General features: G+C 34.1%; 18 protein-coding genes. 16 read left to right on the top strand and 2 right to left on the bottom strand.

Features of this window, described 5'->3' with window-relative positions:
• Positions 1 to 69 precede the first annotated feature (69 nt).
• From cyoE to tsaB, 15 genes are all read left to right on the top strand, one after another.
• The gene (gene cyoE / locus DNG35_RS04725; protein ID WP_111126600.1) at positions 70 to 972 is read left to right on the top strand and encodes a heme o synthase; all 903 of its coding nucleotides are present in this window, start codon (positions 70 to 72) and stop codon (positions 970 to 972) included.
• Positions 963 to 1,544, top strand: a complete 582-nt coding sequence (locus DNG35_RS04720) for a cytochrome c oxidase subunit 3 (RefSeq protein WP_111126599.1) — start codon at positions 963 to 965, stop codon at positions 1,542 to 1,544. Before cyoE ends, DNG35_RS04720 begins: the two co-directional genes overlap by 10 nt.
• 45 nt (positions 1,545 to 1,589) lie before the next feature.
• Positions 1,590 to 2,576 carry a cytochrome c oxidase subunit 3 gene (locus DNG35_RS04715; RefSeq protein ID WP_111126598.1) on the top strand — a complete coding sequence of 329 codons (987 nt, stop codon included), beginning with the start codon at positions 1,590 to 1,592 and terminating at the stop codon, positions 2,574 to 2,576.
• A gap of 9 nt (positions 2,577 to 2,585) precedes the next feature.
• Entirely contained in the window at positions 2,586 to 2,951 is a 366-nt protein-coding gene (locus tag DNG35_RS04710) for a cytochrome C oxidase subunit IV family protein (RefSeq protein WP_111126597.1), read from the top strand.
• 80 nt (positions 2,952 to 3,031) lie between these two features.
• A complete protein-coding gene (locus tag DNG35_RS04705; RefSeq protein WP_111126596.1) occupies positions 3,032 to 3,679 on the top strand; it encodes a hypothetical protein in 648 nt (215 codons plus the stop codon).
• The gene (locus DNG35_RS04700; protein ID WP_111126595.1) at positions 3,676 to 4,296 is read left to right on the top strand and encodes an SCO family protein; all 621 of its coding nucleotides are present in this window, start codon (positions 3,676 to 3,678) and stop codon (positions 4,294 to 4,296) included. Before DNG35_RS04705 ends, DNG35_RS04700 begins: the two co-directional genes overlap by 4 nt.
• Positions 4,296 to 4,835 (top strand): DUF420 domain-containing protein, encoded by a 540-nt coding sequence (locus tag DNG35_RS04695; RefSeq protein WP_369908038.1) that lies wholly within the window; start codon positions 4,296 to 4,298, stop codon positions 4,833 to 4,835. Before DNG35_RS04700 ends, DNG35_RS04695 begins: the two co-directional genes overlap by 1 nt.
• Position 4,836: 1 nt before the next feature.
• Positions 4,837 to 5,058: a hypothetical protein gene (locus DNG35_RS04690; RefSeq protein ID WP_111126594.1), complete on the top strand. Its 222-nt coding sequence runs from the start codon at positions 4,837 to 4,839 to the stop codon at positions 5,056 to 5,058.
• A 99-nt stretch (positions 5,059 to 5,157) separates the two neighbouring features.
• The gene (locus DNG35_RS04685) at positions 5,158 to 5,859 is read left to right on the top strand and encodes an ABC transporter ATP-binding protein (RefSeq protein WP_111126593.1); all 702 of its coding nucleotides are present in this window, start codon (positions 5,158 to 5,160) and stop codon (positions 5,857 to 5,859) included.
• On the top strand, positions 5,852 to 7,096 hold the full coding sequence (locus tag DNG35_RS04680; protein WP_111126592.1) for an ABC transporter permease: 1,245 nt from the start codon (positions 5,852 to 5,854) through the stop codon (positions 7,094 to 7,096). Before DNG35_RS04685 ends, DNG35_RS04680 begins: the two co-directional genes overlap by 8 nt.
• The gene (locus DNG35_RS04675) at positions 7,096 to 8,364 is read left to right on the top strand and encodes an ABC transporter permease (RefSeq protein ID WP_111126591.1); all 1,269 of its coding nucleotides are present in this window, start codon (positions 7,096 to 7,098) and stop codon (positions 8,362 to 8,364) included. The genes DNG35_RS04680 and DNG35_RS04675 overlap by 1 nt, the downstream gene beginning before the upstream one ends.
• 12 nt (positions 8,365 to 8,376) lie before the next feature.
• Positions 8,377 to 9,495: an efflux RND transporter periplasmic adaptor subunit gene (locus tag DNG35_RS04670; protein ID WP_111126590.1), complete on the top strand. Its 1,119-nt coding sequence runs from the start codon at positions 8,377 to 8,379 to the stop codon at positions 9,493 to 9,495.
• A 51-nt stretch (positions 9,496 to 9,546) separates the two neighbouring features.
• Positions 9,547 to 10,878, top strand: coding sequence for a TolC family protein (locus tag DNG35_RS04665; RefSeq protein WP_111126589.1), 1,332 nt, complete (start codon positions 9,547 to 9,549; stop codon positions 10,876 to 10,878).
• A gap of 2 nt (positions 10,879 to 10,880) precedes the next feature.
• Positions 10,881 to 12,152 (top strand): efflux RND transporter periplasmic adaptor subunit, encoded by a 1,272-nt coding sequence (locus DNG35_RS04660; RefSeq protein WP_111126588.1) that lies wholly within the window; start codon positions 10,881 to 10,883, stop codon positions 12,150 to 12,152.
• Between the two features lie 3 nt (positions 12,153 to 12,155).
• Entirely contained in the window at positions 12,156 to 12,821 is a 666-nt protein-coding gene (tsaB, locus tag DNG35_RS04655) for a tRNA (adenosine(37)-N6)-threonylcarbamoyltransferase complex dimerization subunit type 1 TsaB (protein WP_111126587.1), read from the top strand.
• 49 nt (positions 12,822 to 12,870) lie between these two features.
• On the opposite strand, the gene DNG35_RS04650 is transcribed toward tsaB, so the two are convergent.
• Positions 12,871 to 13,581 carry a hypothetical protein gene (locus DNG35_RS04650; protein WP_111126586.1) on the bottom strand — a complete coding sequence of 237 codons (711 nt, stop codon included), beginning with the start codon at positions 13,579 to 13,581 and terminating at the stop codon, positions 12,871 to 12,873.
• Between the two features lie 235 nt (positions 13,582 to 13,816).
• On the opposite strand from DNG35_RS04650, the gene DNG35_RS04645 reads away from it, so the two are divergent.
• Positions 13,817 to 16,069, top strand: a complete 2,253-nt coding sequence (locus tag DNG35_RS04645) for an inorganic phosphate transporter (RefSeq protein WP_111126585.1) — start codon at positions 13,817 to 13,819, stop codon at positions 16,067 to 16,069.
• A 72-nt stretch (positions 16,070 to 16,141) separates the two neighbouring features.
• On the opposite strand, the gene DNG35_RS04640 is transcribed toward DNG35_RS04645, so the two are convergent.
• A complete protein-coding gene (locus DNG35_RS04640) occupies positions 16,142 to 17,047 on the bottom strand; it encodes a NifU family protein (protein WP_111126584.1) in 906 nt (301 codons plus the stop codon).
• Positions 17,048 to 17,169 lie beyond the last annotated feature (122 nt).

Here is a 17,169-nt window from a genome sequence, read left to right as displayed (position 1 = left end):
TTTTTTATTTCAAAAACTTATGGGTAAAAGTTTAATTACAATTATCTTTGCAATCCAAAATCAGAGTTTTTGAGTAGCACAATTGTTTCAAATAATAAGTCTAGTTTTATATCAGATTTAAAGGAAATTACCAAAATGCGATTGGCGGTAAGCGTTGTTTTCTCGTCAATTGCCGGTTATTTTTTAGGTGCTGTAGAGGTGGATTTTTTTAAGATTTTACTTTTGGCTATAGGTGGTTATTTTATGGTTGGCGCTTCTAACGCCTATAATCAAGTTATTGAAAGAGATTTAGATGCCTTGATGGATAGAACCAAAGATAGACCAATTCCTTCCGGAAGAATGTCTGTCAACCAAGCGATGACTATTGCTGTACTTTGTACAATTCTAGGAATAATTATTCTCTACATCATCAATCCTACAACGGCGATGTTTGGGGCGATTTCCATTTTTTTATACGCAAGTGTTTATACACCATTAAAAACAAAAACACCACTTTCGGTTTTTGTAGGGGCGATTCCGGGAGCCATTCCGTTTATGTTGGGTTGGGTTGCGGCAACAGATGACTTTAGTATTGAACCGGGAACGTTATTTATGATTCAGTTTTTTTGGCAATTTCCTCATTTTTGGGCGTTGGGTTGGTGGTTGTATGACGATTATAAAAAAGGAGGGTTCTTTATGCTGCCTACAGGAAAAAGAGATAAAGGCACAGCAACACAAACGGTTTTATACAGTTTTTGGACAGTAGCGATTTCTATTGTTCCCGTTTTTGGATTTACAGGAAGACTCTTACTTTCTTATGTGGGCGGTTTTCTCATTCTAGTTATAGGAGCTGGACTTATTTACTACGCTTTTCAATTATATAAAAAAAGAGACGAAAAGTCGGCAAAGCAGCTTATGTTTGCTAGTGTTTCGTACATCACTTTGTTGCAAATTATATACGTTGCCGATAAATTTATAAGAATATGGATTTAACAGAAGGAACCAATAAAGAAAAGATCGAAAGATCTAAAAAAATGATGCTCTGGTTTGCCATCATTAGTATGGGAATGATGTTTGCCGGGTTGACAAGTGCATATGTGGTCAGTAAAAATAGACCAGATTGGTTGAAGGATTTTGAATTGCCTGATGCTTTTCTTTACAGTACGGTTGTGATTGCATTGAGTAGCTTATTGCTTATTTACACCAAAAAACTTATCAAACAAAACAAAGTGAAACAAGCTAACATTTGGTTGATAGTTACCTTAGTTTTAGGAATTATATTTGTAATTCTGCAATTCCAAGGATTTAATCAAATTTTAGAAAACGGCTATTTTTTCACAGGCAGCGCAAGTACGATTACTACTTCGTTTATCTATTTGGTGGTAGTTGCCCATATGGCTCATATTTTTGCAGGTTTAATCGTGCTAATGGTTTTAATTTATAATAATTCTAAACAAAAGTATAAAGAAGGTCAAATGCTTGGTTTTGAACTGGGTGCGACCTTTTGGCATTTTGTAGATATACTGTGGATTTACCTCTTTTTATTTTTAAATTTCTTTAGATAAGAAAATTAATTATTTTTGCAAGACATTAAATAATACAATCTATATATGGAAGCTACTGTTGCAAAAACAGGTACAGAAGGCAAAACTTGGGGAGGAGGTCCCGTTTCTCCATTAAAAGCTAGCTATGGCAAAATGATGATGTGGTTTTTCATCGTTTCTGATGCCTTAACTTTTTCGGCTTTTCTTGCCTCTTACGGATTTTCTAGATACAAATTTATCGACTCTTGGCCAATTGCCGATGAGGTTTTCAATCACTTTCCGTTCTTGCATGGTGTAGATGCGCCAATGTATTATGTGGCTTTAATGACATTTATCCTTATCTTTTCTTCGGTAACTATGGTTTTGGCAGTAGATGCTGGTCATCATATGAAGAAAAACAAGGTGATTTTATACATGTTTCTCACCATTATAGGAGGAGCAATTTTCGTGGGTTCTCAAGCTTGGGAATGGAAAAATTTTATCACTGGAACTTACGGAGCGGTTGAGACCAAAGGAGGTCAAATTTTACAGTTTGTAGATACCGAAGGTAAACGTGTGAGTTTAGAAGAATTTGCACAACCACTTACAGAAGATAGAGTTGTTCACGAAAGAAAAAATGGTCTTTGGTTTGCCGAAGATGAGGTTAGTGCAACTACTGTTTCTATCAACGAGGTTAAAAAAGGTTTTGCAGCTAACGATAATGTTTTGGTGAGAATCCAGATGTTAAATGAAGAAGGGGAGAAGACAATTCTTTCGAGAGAAGAATCTCTAAAAATGATGAGCGAAAATGCAGTTGGAGTAGTGCAAGGTGCAAACCTAACGCATAACGAATACGGTCCGCCACTTTTTGCAGATTTCTTCTTCTTTATTACAGGATTTCACGGTTTTCACGTATTTACGGGGGTGATCATCAATATTATTATTTTCTTTAATGTAATTATAGGAACTTACGAGAGACGCAAAAGCTACGAAATGGTAGAGAAAGTTGGTCTTTACTGGCACTTTGTAGATTTGGTTTGGGTATTTGTATTTACATTCTTCTATTTAGTATAATCAAAAAACATGGCACACGAAGCAACACATCATAACGAAGGATCTGCAACCAAAAGAATTTGGATAGTATTTGGTATACTTTCTTTGGTAACCATTGTAGAAGTAGTTTTAGGTATTATTAAACCAGACTTTTTGGTAGATACCAAGTTCATCAGAATGAGCCTGCTTAACTGGATATTTATTATTCTGACTATCTATAAAGCATATTATATCACTTGGGCATTTATGCATATGGAGCACGAGACCAAAGGTTTGAGAAGGTCGGTGGTTTGGACCGCTATTTTCCTTATCGCTTACCTTGTTTTTATTTTGCTTACCGAGGGTGATTATATTTACGAAGTTTACAAAAACGGTCACGTTTCTTGGAACTTCTAATAAAAGTTAAAACATTAAATAAAGGCGGTTTTTAAAACCGTCTTTTTTATTTTTGCACCAAATTTAAAGTATTCTCACTGATGAAAAAGGCATTTGTGCTTTTCGTTTTGTTTGCGTTACCCATCACAGCCTATCTATTCTTTTCATCGGGAGTCAATCACTTTGCAAAATTACCGGTGTTAACCGAAAATGTAAAAGATTTCGATGCGGGTTTTGTTTCGCTTAAAGCGGAAAATAAAGTACAACTCAAAGACAAAATTAGCGTTTTATTATACTTTGGAAATCAAGTTGAAAATAAGGAAGGCAATGCCTTTAACATCAACGAAGAGATTTACGATAAAAACTATCTTTTTGAAGACTTTCAGTTTGTGGTCGTTGCAGAAAAAGGGCAAGAGCAGGCTGCTCAAAACTTGCTAGATGAACTTTCGACCACTATCGATACCCAAAAATGGAATTTTGTTTTTACTACACCAATGCAAATTCAAATTCATTTTGAAAGTTTAAAAACCAATTTACAATTAAAAAACGGAGCCACAACACACGCCTTTATTATCGATAAAAACCGAAACTTACGAGGTAGAACTGGAGAAGAAGATAAAAGTATAATTGAAAATTATGGTTATGACACCAGTTCGGTAGCAGAATTAAGCAATGTGATGACAGACGACATCAAGGTGATATTGGCAGAATACCGTTTGGCACTAAAAAAATACAATAAAGAAAAATGAAAAACTATTCGTATATCGGCATTTCATTAGTCATTTTGGTTTTCGGGATTTGGGCAATCCCAAAAATTGTAGAAAAGTTTAAAGAACCAGAAATGGCGGTGATTGGTATAGTACCTGATTTTGAATTTACTAATCAAGACAATCAAATCATATCCAACAAAAATTATGAAGGTAAAGTTTATGTAGTAGAATTTTTCTTTACTACTTGCCCAACCATTTGCCCAAAAATGAACGAAAATATGGTAGATGTACAAGATGAGTTTTATGGCAATCCAAATTTTGCTATAGCTTCATTTACTATAACGCCAGAAATAGACACGCCAGAAGTCCTAAAGAAATATGCAGATAAAGTTGGTGTAACCCATATGAATTGGCATATGCTTACAGGAGAAAGAGAGGCGATTTATGAGTTGGCAAATAAAGGTTTTAATCTATATGTAAATAACAACCAAGACATCGATGGTCATTTTGAGCATTCAGGATATTTTGCCTTAGTAGATCAAGAAGGAAATATCCGATCGCGTTATGATAAATATGGCAATGCCATAGGCTTCTATGACGGACTGGAAAAGAAAGAAATAGAAATGTTAAAAGAAGACATCAAAAAACTACTCTAATGGAAACCATGCAAAAAACTAGAGATAAAATTTTCGTGCCGATAATTATAGTATTGTCTGTGCTCATTCCATTAGTGGTTTTTATATTACTCAACCTTCCAGAGCGGTATGATTTGTTAGGATTAGAATTAGGAACCTATCCTTTTTTTCACGCGGTTCTTAATGGCACAACAGCTATTCTGCTAGTCATAGGTTATGTATTAATCAAACAAAACAAGCCTAATTTGCATAAAAATGTGATGATTACGGCTTTTTGCTTGTCCAGTATTTTTTTGGTGAGTTATGTGCTTTCAAAAATCAGTAACGATCCGGTTCCTTATGGCGGTGAAGGTGTGTTGCGTTATATTTATTTCTTTATTTTGATTACACATATTGTGCTTTCGGCGATTATTGTTCCGTTAGTTTTGTTTACCATGTACAGAGGTTTAACCAAAGAGTATATCAAACATAAAAAAATAGCCAAATATACTTTCCCAATATGGCTGTACGTTGCTATAACAGGCGTTTTGGTGTACGTTTTTATGGTGCCTTATTATTAGAATGAAAAAAAAGTTATACATACTCGTTTTTGTGTTTTTGCTTCCGCGGATTTTTTTCGCACAATGCTCGATGTGTCGTGCTGTACTCGAAAGTGAAGCCGATGGTAAAGCAGCAGAAGCCATTAACGATGGTATTGTGTACCTCATGGTTTTCCCTTATTTGTTGGTTGGAGGAGTTGGTTTTGCGATCTACAGAATGATGCGAAATCGCACTAAAAGTTAAAAATTATATAAATTTTAACATTTATCTAACAGTTTCCTTTGTAACCTTTTGGCATCTTGAGAGTCATAATGATATACTTTCTTAAGAAAGCCATTCTCTATGATTAAAATTGAAAACTTACATAAATCCTACAAAACAGGAGCAAATTCACTTCATGTACTTAAAGGAATCAACTTTGAGGTCAAAGAAGGAGAGTTAGTTTCTATTATGGGTTCTTCTGGTTCAGGAAAATCTACTTTGCTCAATATTTTAGGAATGCTAGACGAAGCCGATGAAGGCAGTTACATGTTAGATGGCGTTCCTATCAAAAATCTTAACGAACGAATTGCAGCTCGTTACCGCAACAAATTTTTAGGCTTTATTTTTCAGTCTTTTAATCTTATTAATTACAAATCGGCATTAGATAATGTTGCGATGCCTTTGTATTATCAAGGTGTAGGTCGTTCAGAAAGAATAGATATCTCTATGTCATACCTCGAAAAAGTAGGGCTTGCCAACTGGGCTACACACTTGCCCAACGAACTCTCAGGGGGACAAAAACAACGTGTAGCTATTGCAAGAGCTTTAGCGAGTAATCCAAAAGTATTATTGGCAGATGAACCAACAGGAGCTTTAGATAGTAAAACTTCTTATGAAGTCATGGATTTAATTCAAGGCATCAATGACGAAGGAAAAACTATTTTGGTAGTCACCCACGAAGATGATATCGCACATATGACCAAGCGCATCGTCAATTTAAAAGACGGTGTGATTATAAACGATACACCCATAAAACAAGTAAGAGCCAAAGCAAATGTTTAATCTAGAACGTTGGGAAGAAATATTTGAAACCATTCGTAAGAATAATCTTAGAACTTTTCTAACGGGGCTTTCTGTGCTTTCCGGGATCTTTATTTTGGTAATACTCTTAGGAGTAAGCACAGGGATGCAAAACGGTATTTCCAAACAATTTCAAAACGATGCGGCTAATGTTATTTTTGTATGGACAGGTACAACTTCAGTAGAACATAATGGGATGAATCCTGGTAGGAGAATTCAATTGAGAAATAAAGACTACGAAGTTGTGAACCAAAAGCATCAAGGTAAATTAGAGTACAAATCTGCTGTTTTTAGAATTTGGGGTGGTCTCATCAACTACAAAAAGGAAACAGGTAGTTATCGTGTAGAAGGGGTTTATCCAGACTATCAGTTTCTTGAAAATCAAACTTTAACCAAAGGTAGGTACCTTAACCAAAGTGATATAGATCACAGCACAAAAAATATTGTAATTGGAAAAAAAGTAAATGACGATTTGTTTAAAAGCGAAGATGCTTTAGGAAAATACATTCAGTTATCTGGAGTAAATTTTAAAGTCGTAGGTGTTTATACAGATCCTGGTGGAGAAAGAGAAGAAGCTCGTGTTTTTATCCCCATTACAACAGCTCAAAAAGTTTTTAACGGATCGAATAGAGTAAATTTTCTGTCTTATAGTTTACCCGTTGAAGAAAATTTTGACAAAGCTATGCAGGCTTCGGCGGCCTTTTCTCAAGATTTAGAAAGCCAACTTAAAGAAAATCATAGTGTTGCCCCAGAAGATAAAAGTGCAATAAGTGTCAATAATTCATTAGAAAATGCCAAGCAATTTTACGACCTGATGGCAATGATTAAAATGTTTTTCTGGTTTGTAGGTATTGCAACGATTATGGCTGGGGTTATCGGTGTGAGTAACATTATGCTTATCATTGTAAAAGAAAGAACCAAAGAAATAGGAATTCGTAAGGCTTTAGGAGCGCAACCTTATTCTATCATCGCAATGATTTTACACGAATCTATTTTTGTAACTGCTTTTGCAGGATTTTTAGGTTTGTTTCTTGGTTTGGTGTTACTAGAATTTGCAGGTCCAATGGTCGATACAGAATTTCTAGCCAACCCGTCTGTTAATTTTCAAATTGCGATTACAACTGTTATTATATTGATTATCGCTGGCGCTGTCGCTGGATTTTTTCCTGCTTGGCGAGCGGCAAAAATAAAACCAATTATTGCTTTAAGAGACGAATAATGTTTAGTAGAGACAAATGGAATGAAATATTAGAATCACTTACCTCAAATTGGTTTAGAACCATACTCACTGCCTTTGGGGTTCTGTGGGGTATCTTCATTTTGGTAATACTTTTAGCGGCAGGTAATGGTCTCGAAAATGGTGTGAAGAAAGGTTTTAGCGGTTATGCTACCAATAGCATGTTTATGTGGACACAAACAGCTTCAAAACCCTACAAAGGTCTACCAAAAGGGAGGTGGTATAATTTTAAGACAGGCGATGTTCAAGCGATAAAAGATAACGTCCCTGGTTTAAAATATGTTTCACCGAGAAACCAATTGGGTGGTTTTGGAGGATCAAACAATGTAGTTAGAGGTTTAAAAACTGGAGCTTTTAACGTATATGGCGATTATCCTGAAATCATTTCTCAGCAGCCGATGGACATTACTTCGGGTAGATTTTTAAATTATAATGATATCAATGAAAAAAGAAAAGTAGCTATCATTGGTGAAGGCGTAAAATCTACGATGTATGATTATGATGAAGAAGTTTTGGGAAGCTATATCAAAATAAATGGGGTAAACTTCCAAGTCATCGGAACTTACAAGAAAAAAGGTGGGGGCGGAAACAGAAACCCAGAAGAAGATCAAAAAGAAATTTATGTCCCATTTACAAGCTTCTCTCAGGCTTTTAATATGGGTGATATTGTAGGTTGGATGGCGATTACCGCAAATGACGGAAATTCTATTACCGTTTTAAAACACGATATCATCGAAGTGGTGAAAGAAAGGCATTCCATTCACCCTGAAGACGATCGAGCAGTCGGAAATTTCGATTTATACGAAGAGTTTAAAAAAATAAATGGTTTGTTTACCATCTTGAATATTGTGGCTTATGTAGTTGGCGTTCTAATACTCGTTTCAGGTATTATCGGGATTAGCAATATTATGCTAATTGTCGTAAAAGAACGTACCAAAGAAATTGGAGTGCGAAGAGCCTTAGGTGCAACACCTTGGTCTATTCGTGGGCAAATTTTACTCGAGTCTATATTTTTAACTATCATTTCTGGAATGACAGGTATTATTTTAGCTACAGGAGTTTTGTGGTTGGTCAATTACCTGTTGAGCCAAAACCCAAGTGACGATATGATGTTTGCCAATCCGTCTGTAGATATTGGTACCATCGCTGTCGCTTTATTTATATTGATTTTTTCAGGTTTATTGGCAGGGTTTATTCCTGCACAAAATGCAATTAAGATAAAACCTGTAGATGCTTTAAGAACAGAATAATTTAAAATAAAAATGAAAAGAGTTATCACCATTGTCATTTTATCGATTATAGGCATTTTGTTTATAGGTTCGCTGTACTATTTGTATAAAAAGAACCAAGAAGATCCAATTGTCTATACCACAGAAAAACCTTCGATGCAAACAATTGTAAAAGAAACTGTTGCTACTGGAAGTATTGTTCCGAAAGAAGAGATTTTAATTAAACCTAACATTTCCGGAATTATCGATAAAATTTATATCAAAGCAGGCGATACCATAAAAGTAAACGATTTGATTGCGCAACTGAAAGTGGTGCCTAATGTTTCGAATTTGGCAAGTAGTAAAAACCAAATTACAAGTGCGAGAATTGCTTTAGATAATCAAAAGAAAAATTACGACAGGCAAAAAGCCCTTTTTGATAAAGGTGTGATTTCGGCTAATGAGTTCGATCAAGTAGAAGTAGCTTATCAACAAGCTAAGCAAACGTATAATGCGGCATTACAAACCTATGATATTGTAAAAACAGGTACGACAAGTGGTATCGGAGCTTCAGCAAACACACAAATAAGGGCAACAATCTCTGGAATGGTTTTAGAAGTTCCTGTAAAGGAAGGAAACCAAGTAATTGAAGCAAATAATTTTAACGAAGGAACAACCATCGCGACTTTAGCCAATGTAGATAAAATGATTTTTGAAGGTAAGGTAGATGAATCTGAAGTAGGAAAAATCAAAGAAGGCTTACCGTTGGAAATTACCGTTGGAGCTATCGAAAACAAGAAGTTTGATGCAGTATTAGATTATATTGCGCCAAAAGGTTTAGACGAAAATGGAGCGATACAATTTGAAATTGAAGGGACATTGAAAAATGATGAAAGTACCTTTATTCGTTCAGGTTTAAGTGCTAACGCATCTATTATTTTAGACAAAGCAGAAAATGTTTTAGCGATAAAAGAAGCTTTGGTTCAATTCGACCCCAAAACAAAAGAACCCTTTGTTGAAGTAAAAACCGGAGATCAACAATTTGAAAAGAAAAATGTAAAATTGGGTGTAAGCGATGGTATTTTTGTTCAGGTAATTGAAGGTATAAGTAAGGACGATGAAATAAAAGTTTGGAATCAAATAAAACCAGCAGCCGACTTTAAGCAAGGCTAATTTTGTAACAAAAAAGTAAAAACTCATACAAATCTATTAGAAATATAAACAATGAAAAGCTATCTCTCTTTAATAATCTTAGTGTTTACCACAAGTTTGTTGACTGCTCAAGAAAAAAAATGGACACTACAAGAATGTATAGATCACGCCTTAAAAAACAATATTTCTATCAAGCAATCTGAACTCGATTTAGAAACTTCAGAAATAGATAAAAGCGATGCAATAGGAAGTTTTATTCCTTCGTTAAACGGTTCAGCTTCTTATTCTACCAATACAGGAGCAAACATTAATCCGGTTACCAATGAGTTTGAAAATGAAACTTTCTCTTCGTTTACGACAGGTGTGAGTTCTAGCCTAACATTGTTTGATGGCTTGAGAAATATAAGACAATTACAAAGAGCAAAACTTGCTAGATTAGCTAGTCAATACCGCCTAGATAAAATGAAAGATGATATTACACTTGCCGTAGCCAACTCCTATCTGCAGGTTTTACTAAATAAAGAAAACCTAAAAGTAATAAATTCACAAAATTTAGTCACTTTAGAACAATTACAGCGTACTCAAGACCTAGTTGATGCAGGAGTTTTACCAAAAGGAGATTTATTAGAAATAGCCGCACAAGATGCAGATGAGAAGCAAAATATTGCTGTTGCAGAAAATAATGTGAAAATATCACTGATTAGTTTAGCGCAATTACTACTAATTAAAGATTACGAGGCTTTTGATGTTGTTGATGAAACTTATGAAATTGTTCCTTCAGAAATCATAAACAAACCAGTACAAGAGATTATAGCTTCGGCTGAAGAAAATAGAAACGAAGTAAAAATTGCAGAGCAAAATGTAGCATTAGCCGAAAAAGATTTACAACTTACACGAAGTAATTATTACCCAACTTTATCGGCATTTTTCGGATACAATACGAGATATTCTGACAACGATTTTTTTGAAAGATCTTTTACCGAACAATTATGGCAAAACGATGGTATTGGTTATGGTTTAAGATTAGATGTGCCAATTTTTAATGGGTTTGCAGTTAGAAATAATGTAAAACGTAGTAAAATAAATTTAGAGCTAAATAAGTTTCAGTTAGAACAAGCAAAACTAGATTTAGAATCTAATGTTTATCAAGCATATGTAGATGTAAAAGGAGCTTTAAAAGCATATGAAGCTTCACAAAAAGTAGTCGAGTCACAAGAGTTAGCTTACGAATATGCTAAAGAGCGCTATGATGTTGGTTTAACAAATGCTTTCGATTTTAGTCAATCAAAACTGAGGTTTGATAATGCCAAAATAAATATGAATATTGCCAAGTATGATTATATTTTTAAACTAAAAGTGTTAGAATTGTATTTCGGAATAGAACCAGAAGATCTTAAATTATAAGCATGAAAAACAAAAAATTACTCTATATAGGTTTAGCTGTTGTCTTTCTAATTGTTTTATTAGTTGTGGGCAAAAAAGCAGGTTGGTTTGGCAAAACAGGTAACTTTAAACAAGTTGAAGTAGCTAAAATCGAAACATTGGATATTACCGAAACAGTCTCGGCAACAGGTAAAATTCAACCCACAGTAGAGGTTAAATTGTCGAGTGAAGTTTCTGGAGAAATTATCGAATTACCGATCAAAGAAGGTCAATTGGTAGAAAAAGGAGATTTATTGGTAAAAATAAATCCAGATATTTATCAGTCTAACTTACAACGTTCACAAGCAAGTTACCAAAACATTCAAGCTTCTTTAAAGCAGAGTGAAGCGAGCCTAAAACAAGCAAAGGCCAATTACGACAGAAATAAAACTCTGTTTGACAAAGGTGTGATTTCAAAGTCCGAATGGGATAATATTGTATCACAATACGAAGTGGCTCTTGCAAATAAACAGTCAGCTTATTATAGTGTGCAAAGTGCAGCGGCTAGTGTTTCTGAAGCTCGAGATAATTTAGGAAGAACATCTATTTATGCACCAATGGATGGGACTATTTCTAAACTCGATGCCGAATTAGGCGAGAGGGTTGTAGGGACACAACAAATGGCTGGAACAGAGATTTTACGAGTAGCTGATCTCGCCGCGATGGAGGTTGAAGTGGATGTTAATGAAAACGATATTGTAAAAGTTAGTATAGGCGATTCTGCTGTTGTTGAGGTAGATGCTTATCTAGGAAAAGAATTTGCAGGAAAAGTAACAGAGATTTCAAACTCAGCAGATGATGCACTTACGGCAGATCAGGTGACCAACTTCAAAGTGAAAGTAAAAATCTTGGAAGAATCATATAAAGACTTGCTAAAAGAAAATGTTAAAAATTATTCTCCCTTTAGGCCGGGAATGACCGCAACTGTAGATATTATAACCAACCGTAAAAAAGATATTATTGGGGTTCCCATCAGTGCGATTGTGGTGAAAAGCGATACCACTAACACAAAAAAGACAACGGATTCAGCAAATAGCAATACAACTTCGGAAAGTAACGAGACTTTTGAGTGTGTTTTCGTTAAAAACGGAAGCGAAGTGAGATTGCAACCTGTCACCACAGGCATACAAGATGATGCTAATATCGAGATTACTAAAGGCTTGAAAGTAGGAGATTCGATTGTTACCGGACCGTATAATTTGGTCACCAAGAGCTTAAATCCGGGAGATAAAGTTGAGGTAACCAATAAAAAATAGGTTTTGGCAGTAATTCTTTGTATAGAAACCACCACCACCAATTGTTCTGTTGCGATAGCAGAAAATGCTAAACTTTTAGTATTTCAAGAAGAAGACAAAGCTAATTTTTCGCACGCAGAGAAACTTCACTTGTTTATTGACGATGTTTTAAAAAAAGCTCATAAATCTCTAACTGAAATAGATGCGGTAGCGGTAAGTAAAGGTCCTGGTTCTTACACAGGTTTGCGTATTGGTGTCTCTGCGGCAAAAGGCTTATGTTATGCGCTTGAGAAACCACTTATTTCTATTGATACTTTAGAAGCTTTGACAAGTCAAGTTCAGGGGGATGCATACATCATTCCAAATCTTGACGCTCGTCGTATGGAAATTTATACAGCAATTTATTTTCGTCAAAACGGAAGTCTAAAAGCGATCAAGGAAACTTATGCAAAGGTGATCGATGAAAATTCTTTTAAAGATTTGGATAATAAAAAGCTCATTTTCATTGGAAATTCCAATCAAAAAATAAATGAGACTATCAAAGTTGGCAATGTTGAGTTTATAGAGCAAAATCCCTCTGCTCGCTTTATGGTTGATTTAGCTTTCACGAAATTTCAGCAACAGCAATTTGAAGACGTTGCCTACTTTGAGCCTTTTTACCTAAAAGATTTTGTCGTTGGAGGGAAATAAAGAAGCATCCGTATTTACGGATACTTCTTTATTATATGGCTGTGATTTATCAAAGGCTGATATAGTAATTTACTAATGCTTTCAAATCTTCTTCTTCGTCTTTAAACTTTAGCTTTTCTTTTTTGATATAAGTCTCTAACTCTTTTTGATGATCAGGAAAAGCTTTATAAGCTTCTTTTTTGTGAGGTATAATTTCTACTAAATTGTTGTTTATCTCTACGAAATAATGAGAATTGTTTACTAAATGCATCTCTACTGTTCTGGCTTGACCATATTCATCTTTAACTTTTTGATTTATTTTTTGACTCATTCTTTTATAAAGTTTTACTTTATCACTTTTTAAGAGGGTTAGTAAATAGCCATTATTCACACCATTTATTTTAGTTGGTAGAATGTAAGAGAAAATAAATTCTTTCCCATTCATAATTAGGCTATATTGGTCACTTCTATCAAGGTAAACAATCTTATCGCTATCATAGTGAGGGTTAACTTCAAACTTATCATCAAAAATCCTGTATCGAACATAAACATTAATTGTCTCTCCAGTATTTAAGTCGATAATTGTTGCAGGAACAACTTTCTCATTATAATAAATAGATCCTGTCAAATCCTCTATTTTTATTTCTCTATTATCAAAATTTATATAACCAATTCCATAGTAGTCTGTCTGATTACGTATGTTCAGAGGTTTAACAAACATTTGAGCTGTCATAAGCTGAGTGATTAAAAGCAATAGAGAAATACTTAGGTAGTTTTTCATTTTTTATTTTTGTTTACTATATATATGCTAATATAACACAAATAAATCGGCTAAAATATAATTTATATCAATTCCAAATTAATTCGAAAAAATTAATAATTTGGTAACAATAGAACATTTCATTTTTCAGATATTTAAGAGAATTTTGCACGTTCAAAATAAACACGTTCAAAATAAACACGTTCAAAATAAACACGTTCAAAATAAACACGTTCAAAATAAATAAAACCATTCGATGGAGAACTTTTATATTGTATTGCTAGTTATCTTATTTGTACTCGCAATAACAGATTTAGCAGTAGGGGTGAGCAACGATGCAGTTAATTTTCTTAACTCAGCCATAGGTTCAAAAGCAATTTCTTTCAGAACAATTATGATTGTTGCAAGTATTGGGGTTGCAATTGGAGCAATATTTTCGAGTGGTTTGATGGAAGTTGCCCGAAAAGGAATTTTTCTTCCTGGAAAATTTTATTTCGACGAGATTATGATTCTCTTCGTCGCCGTGATGATTACCGATGTTTTATTACTCGATTTTTTTAACTCACTTGGTTTACCAACATCAACAACTGTTTCTATTGTTTTTGAACTTTTGGGAGCTTCAGTTTGTATAGCGGCATTAAAAATTTATGAAGGTGGTCAAGGTTTTGAAGAAATTGCTACATATATCAATTCGAGCAAGGCTTTAGAGATTATTTTAGGTATTTTACTCTCGGTCGTGATCGCCTTTAGTGTCGGTGCTTTAGTGCAATACTTGTCTAGGCTTGTTTTCTCTTTTAATTATGAGAAAAAAATAAAATATTTTGGAGCTGTTTTTGGAGGACTTTCTATAACAGCGATAACTTATTTTATTTTCATAAAAGGGATGAAAGCCATTGCTTTTATACCTTCGGAGGTTAAAGACTTTGTCAATAATAACACCTTAATCATTATTCTTATAAGCTTTGTGTTTTGGTCTATCATCTCACAGTTAATTATGAGTGCTTTTAAGGTAAACATACTTAAAGTAATTATTCTTATTGGAACCTTTGCTTTAGCTTTAGCTTTCTCAGGAAACGATTTGGTAAACTTTATTGGTGTGCCTATTGCGGCTTGGCAGTCTTTTCAGTTATGGATGGAATCTGGAGTAGCTCCATCAGAATTCAACATGGGTGGTTTGGCAGGTTCAGTACAAACACCAGAACTTTTGTTAATTATAGCCGGAGGTATCATGGTTACAACATTGTGGTTGTCTAGTAAGGCAAAGTCTGTTGTAGAAACCGAGTTAAGCTTGGCTAGACAAGGCGAAGGAGCAGAAAAATTTGAGCCTAATAACTTTTCTAGATTGTTGGTGAGGTATTCTATTTTGGTAGGAAATGCATTTACTTCTGTTTTACCTTCTTCCTTAAAAAATAAAATAGAAAACCAGTTTCAGAAACCTAAAGAATTGGTGCCAAGCAAAAGATTTGATGCGCCAACTTTTGATATGGTTAGAGCTTCGGTAAACTTAGTTGTTGCAAGTATTCTAATTTCTATAGGTACCAACTTAAAATTACCACTTTCTACAACTTATGTTACCTTTATGGTAGCGATGGGTACTTCACTAGCTGATAGAGCTTGGGATAGAGAAAGTGCGGTTTATCGTGTCGCAGGAGTTGTAAATGTTGTTGGAGGTTGGTTTGTTACAGCAATTGTTGCCTTTTTAGCAGCTGCTTTATTTGCGCTTATTATATGGTATGGTGGTATGACTGCTGTTGTTTTCTTAGTAATTTTAGCTTTCTTCTTTATTATTAGAACAACCATTATTCACAAGAGAAAAGCAAAATTAGAGAAAAGCAAAAAGAGATTTAACCGTCAAGATATTATTACTATAAACGAAATTACGATAGAAACTTCTGAAAATATTTCTACGGTAATTGCAGATGTTAATAAGCGATACAGTAAAGTGATAGATCACTTGGGTTATCATGATGTAAGTAAACTCAAAAAGGACAGTAAAAAGCTAAAAGACTTAGAAAAACAAGTTGAAGAATTAAAAGATAACGTTTTTTACTTTATCAAATCTTTAGAAGATAGTCCTGTTGAAGCTAGCAAATTTTATATTTTGTTTTTAGATCATATACAGGATATGGTGCAGTCGATTTCGCAAATAACAAGATCGAGTTATAAACATGTAAATAATAACCATAAGAATCTAAAATTCAACCAGATTAGAGATCTAAAGAACATTGACAGAGACCTTCAGGTGTTATTTGATAATATTGTGGATGTTTTTGAGTCACATTCTTTCGATAGAATCTCAACAATAATATCAGATAAGCAACAACTTATCGATAAGATTTCTGGATTGATTCAAAAACAAATCGATAGAATTAGAACTTCAGATTCTAGTCCGAAAAACTCAAAGCTTTACTTTGGTTTACTGTTGGAAACCAAAGATCTGGCAACATCAACAATTAGTTTGTTGGAGTTATTTCAGCAGTATTACGAAGATGCAAAAAGACAGTACTAAAATTTAATCACGATAAAACAAAAAGGGTAGAATTAAATTCTACCCTTTTTTATTTCCGCTTTAAGCGAAATTTTAACCGTTAATGGCTTCAACCGTATTTACTTTGTTGTGAAGCATCTCTTTCAGCATGTTTTCGATGCCATTTTTAAGGGTAAAAGTAGAAGACGGGCAACCGCTACAAGCACCCTGTAAGATTACTTTTACGGTTTTGGTTTCTTCGTTGTACGAATCAAACAAAATGTTTCCTCCATCGCTTGCAACCGCTGGTTTTACATATTCGTCAAGAATGGCAATAATTTCCTTTGAGGTATCGTCAAGATTTTTTTGAGCGGTAACTTCTGGTTGTGTTTCTTTCGTCGTAGCGGAATTTTGACCCGTTTTTACTACTTCATTTCCTTCTTGAATGTAATTGCGGATAAACTCCCTAAGCTCTAAGGTAATATCTTCCCATTCTGCGATGTCATATTTAGAGATAGAAATGTAGTTTTCGTCGATAAAAATCTCTTTTACAAAAGGAAAATGAAATAATTTTTGTGCTAAAGGTGAATTTTTTGCATCATCTATCGACTTGTATTCTGAAGATTGTAACACCAATTTTTTGTTGGCAACAAACTTCATTGTTTTTGGGTTAGGCGTGCTTTCAGCGTACACCGTTACTGGTATGTTTCCTTTTTTGTCTTCACCTTCTTCAATAATTTTTACGCCAGAATTTAACAGTTCTTCAATGGTATTTTTCAGTTCATCTTTTATATCTGTCCATTCGGCGATGTCATATTTTTCTATTGCCACAAAATTTTGTGCTAAAAAAACCGTTTTAACAAAAGGAAAATAGAATAATTTTTGGGCTAATGGCGATTTTTTTGCATCGTCTATGTTTTTAAATTCATAATTTTTATGATTTACTAAAAACGAATTAGCTTCAAATTTATAGATGTTTGGACGTGTTGTGGGTACTATTTCAAGCGAATAATTACTCATGGCTTTAATTTTTGACAAAAATACTAAACATATGTGTTGAAATAAATATATTTACGCCTTATATTCGTTTTTAATTTTTCAGAAATTATGCTTTATATATAAAGAAATTTCTTATTTTGGCG

This window comes from Mesonia sp. K7 (assembly GCF_003233725.1).
Lineage (GTDB): Bacteria > Bacteroidota > Bacteroidia > Flavobacteriales > Flavobacteriaceae > Mesonia.
Note: the sequence above shows the minus strand (reverse complement) of the source record. Positions and strands in the feature narration are given on the sequence as shown.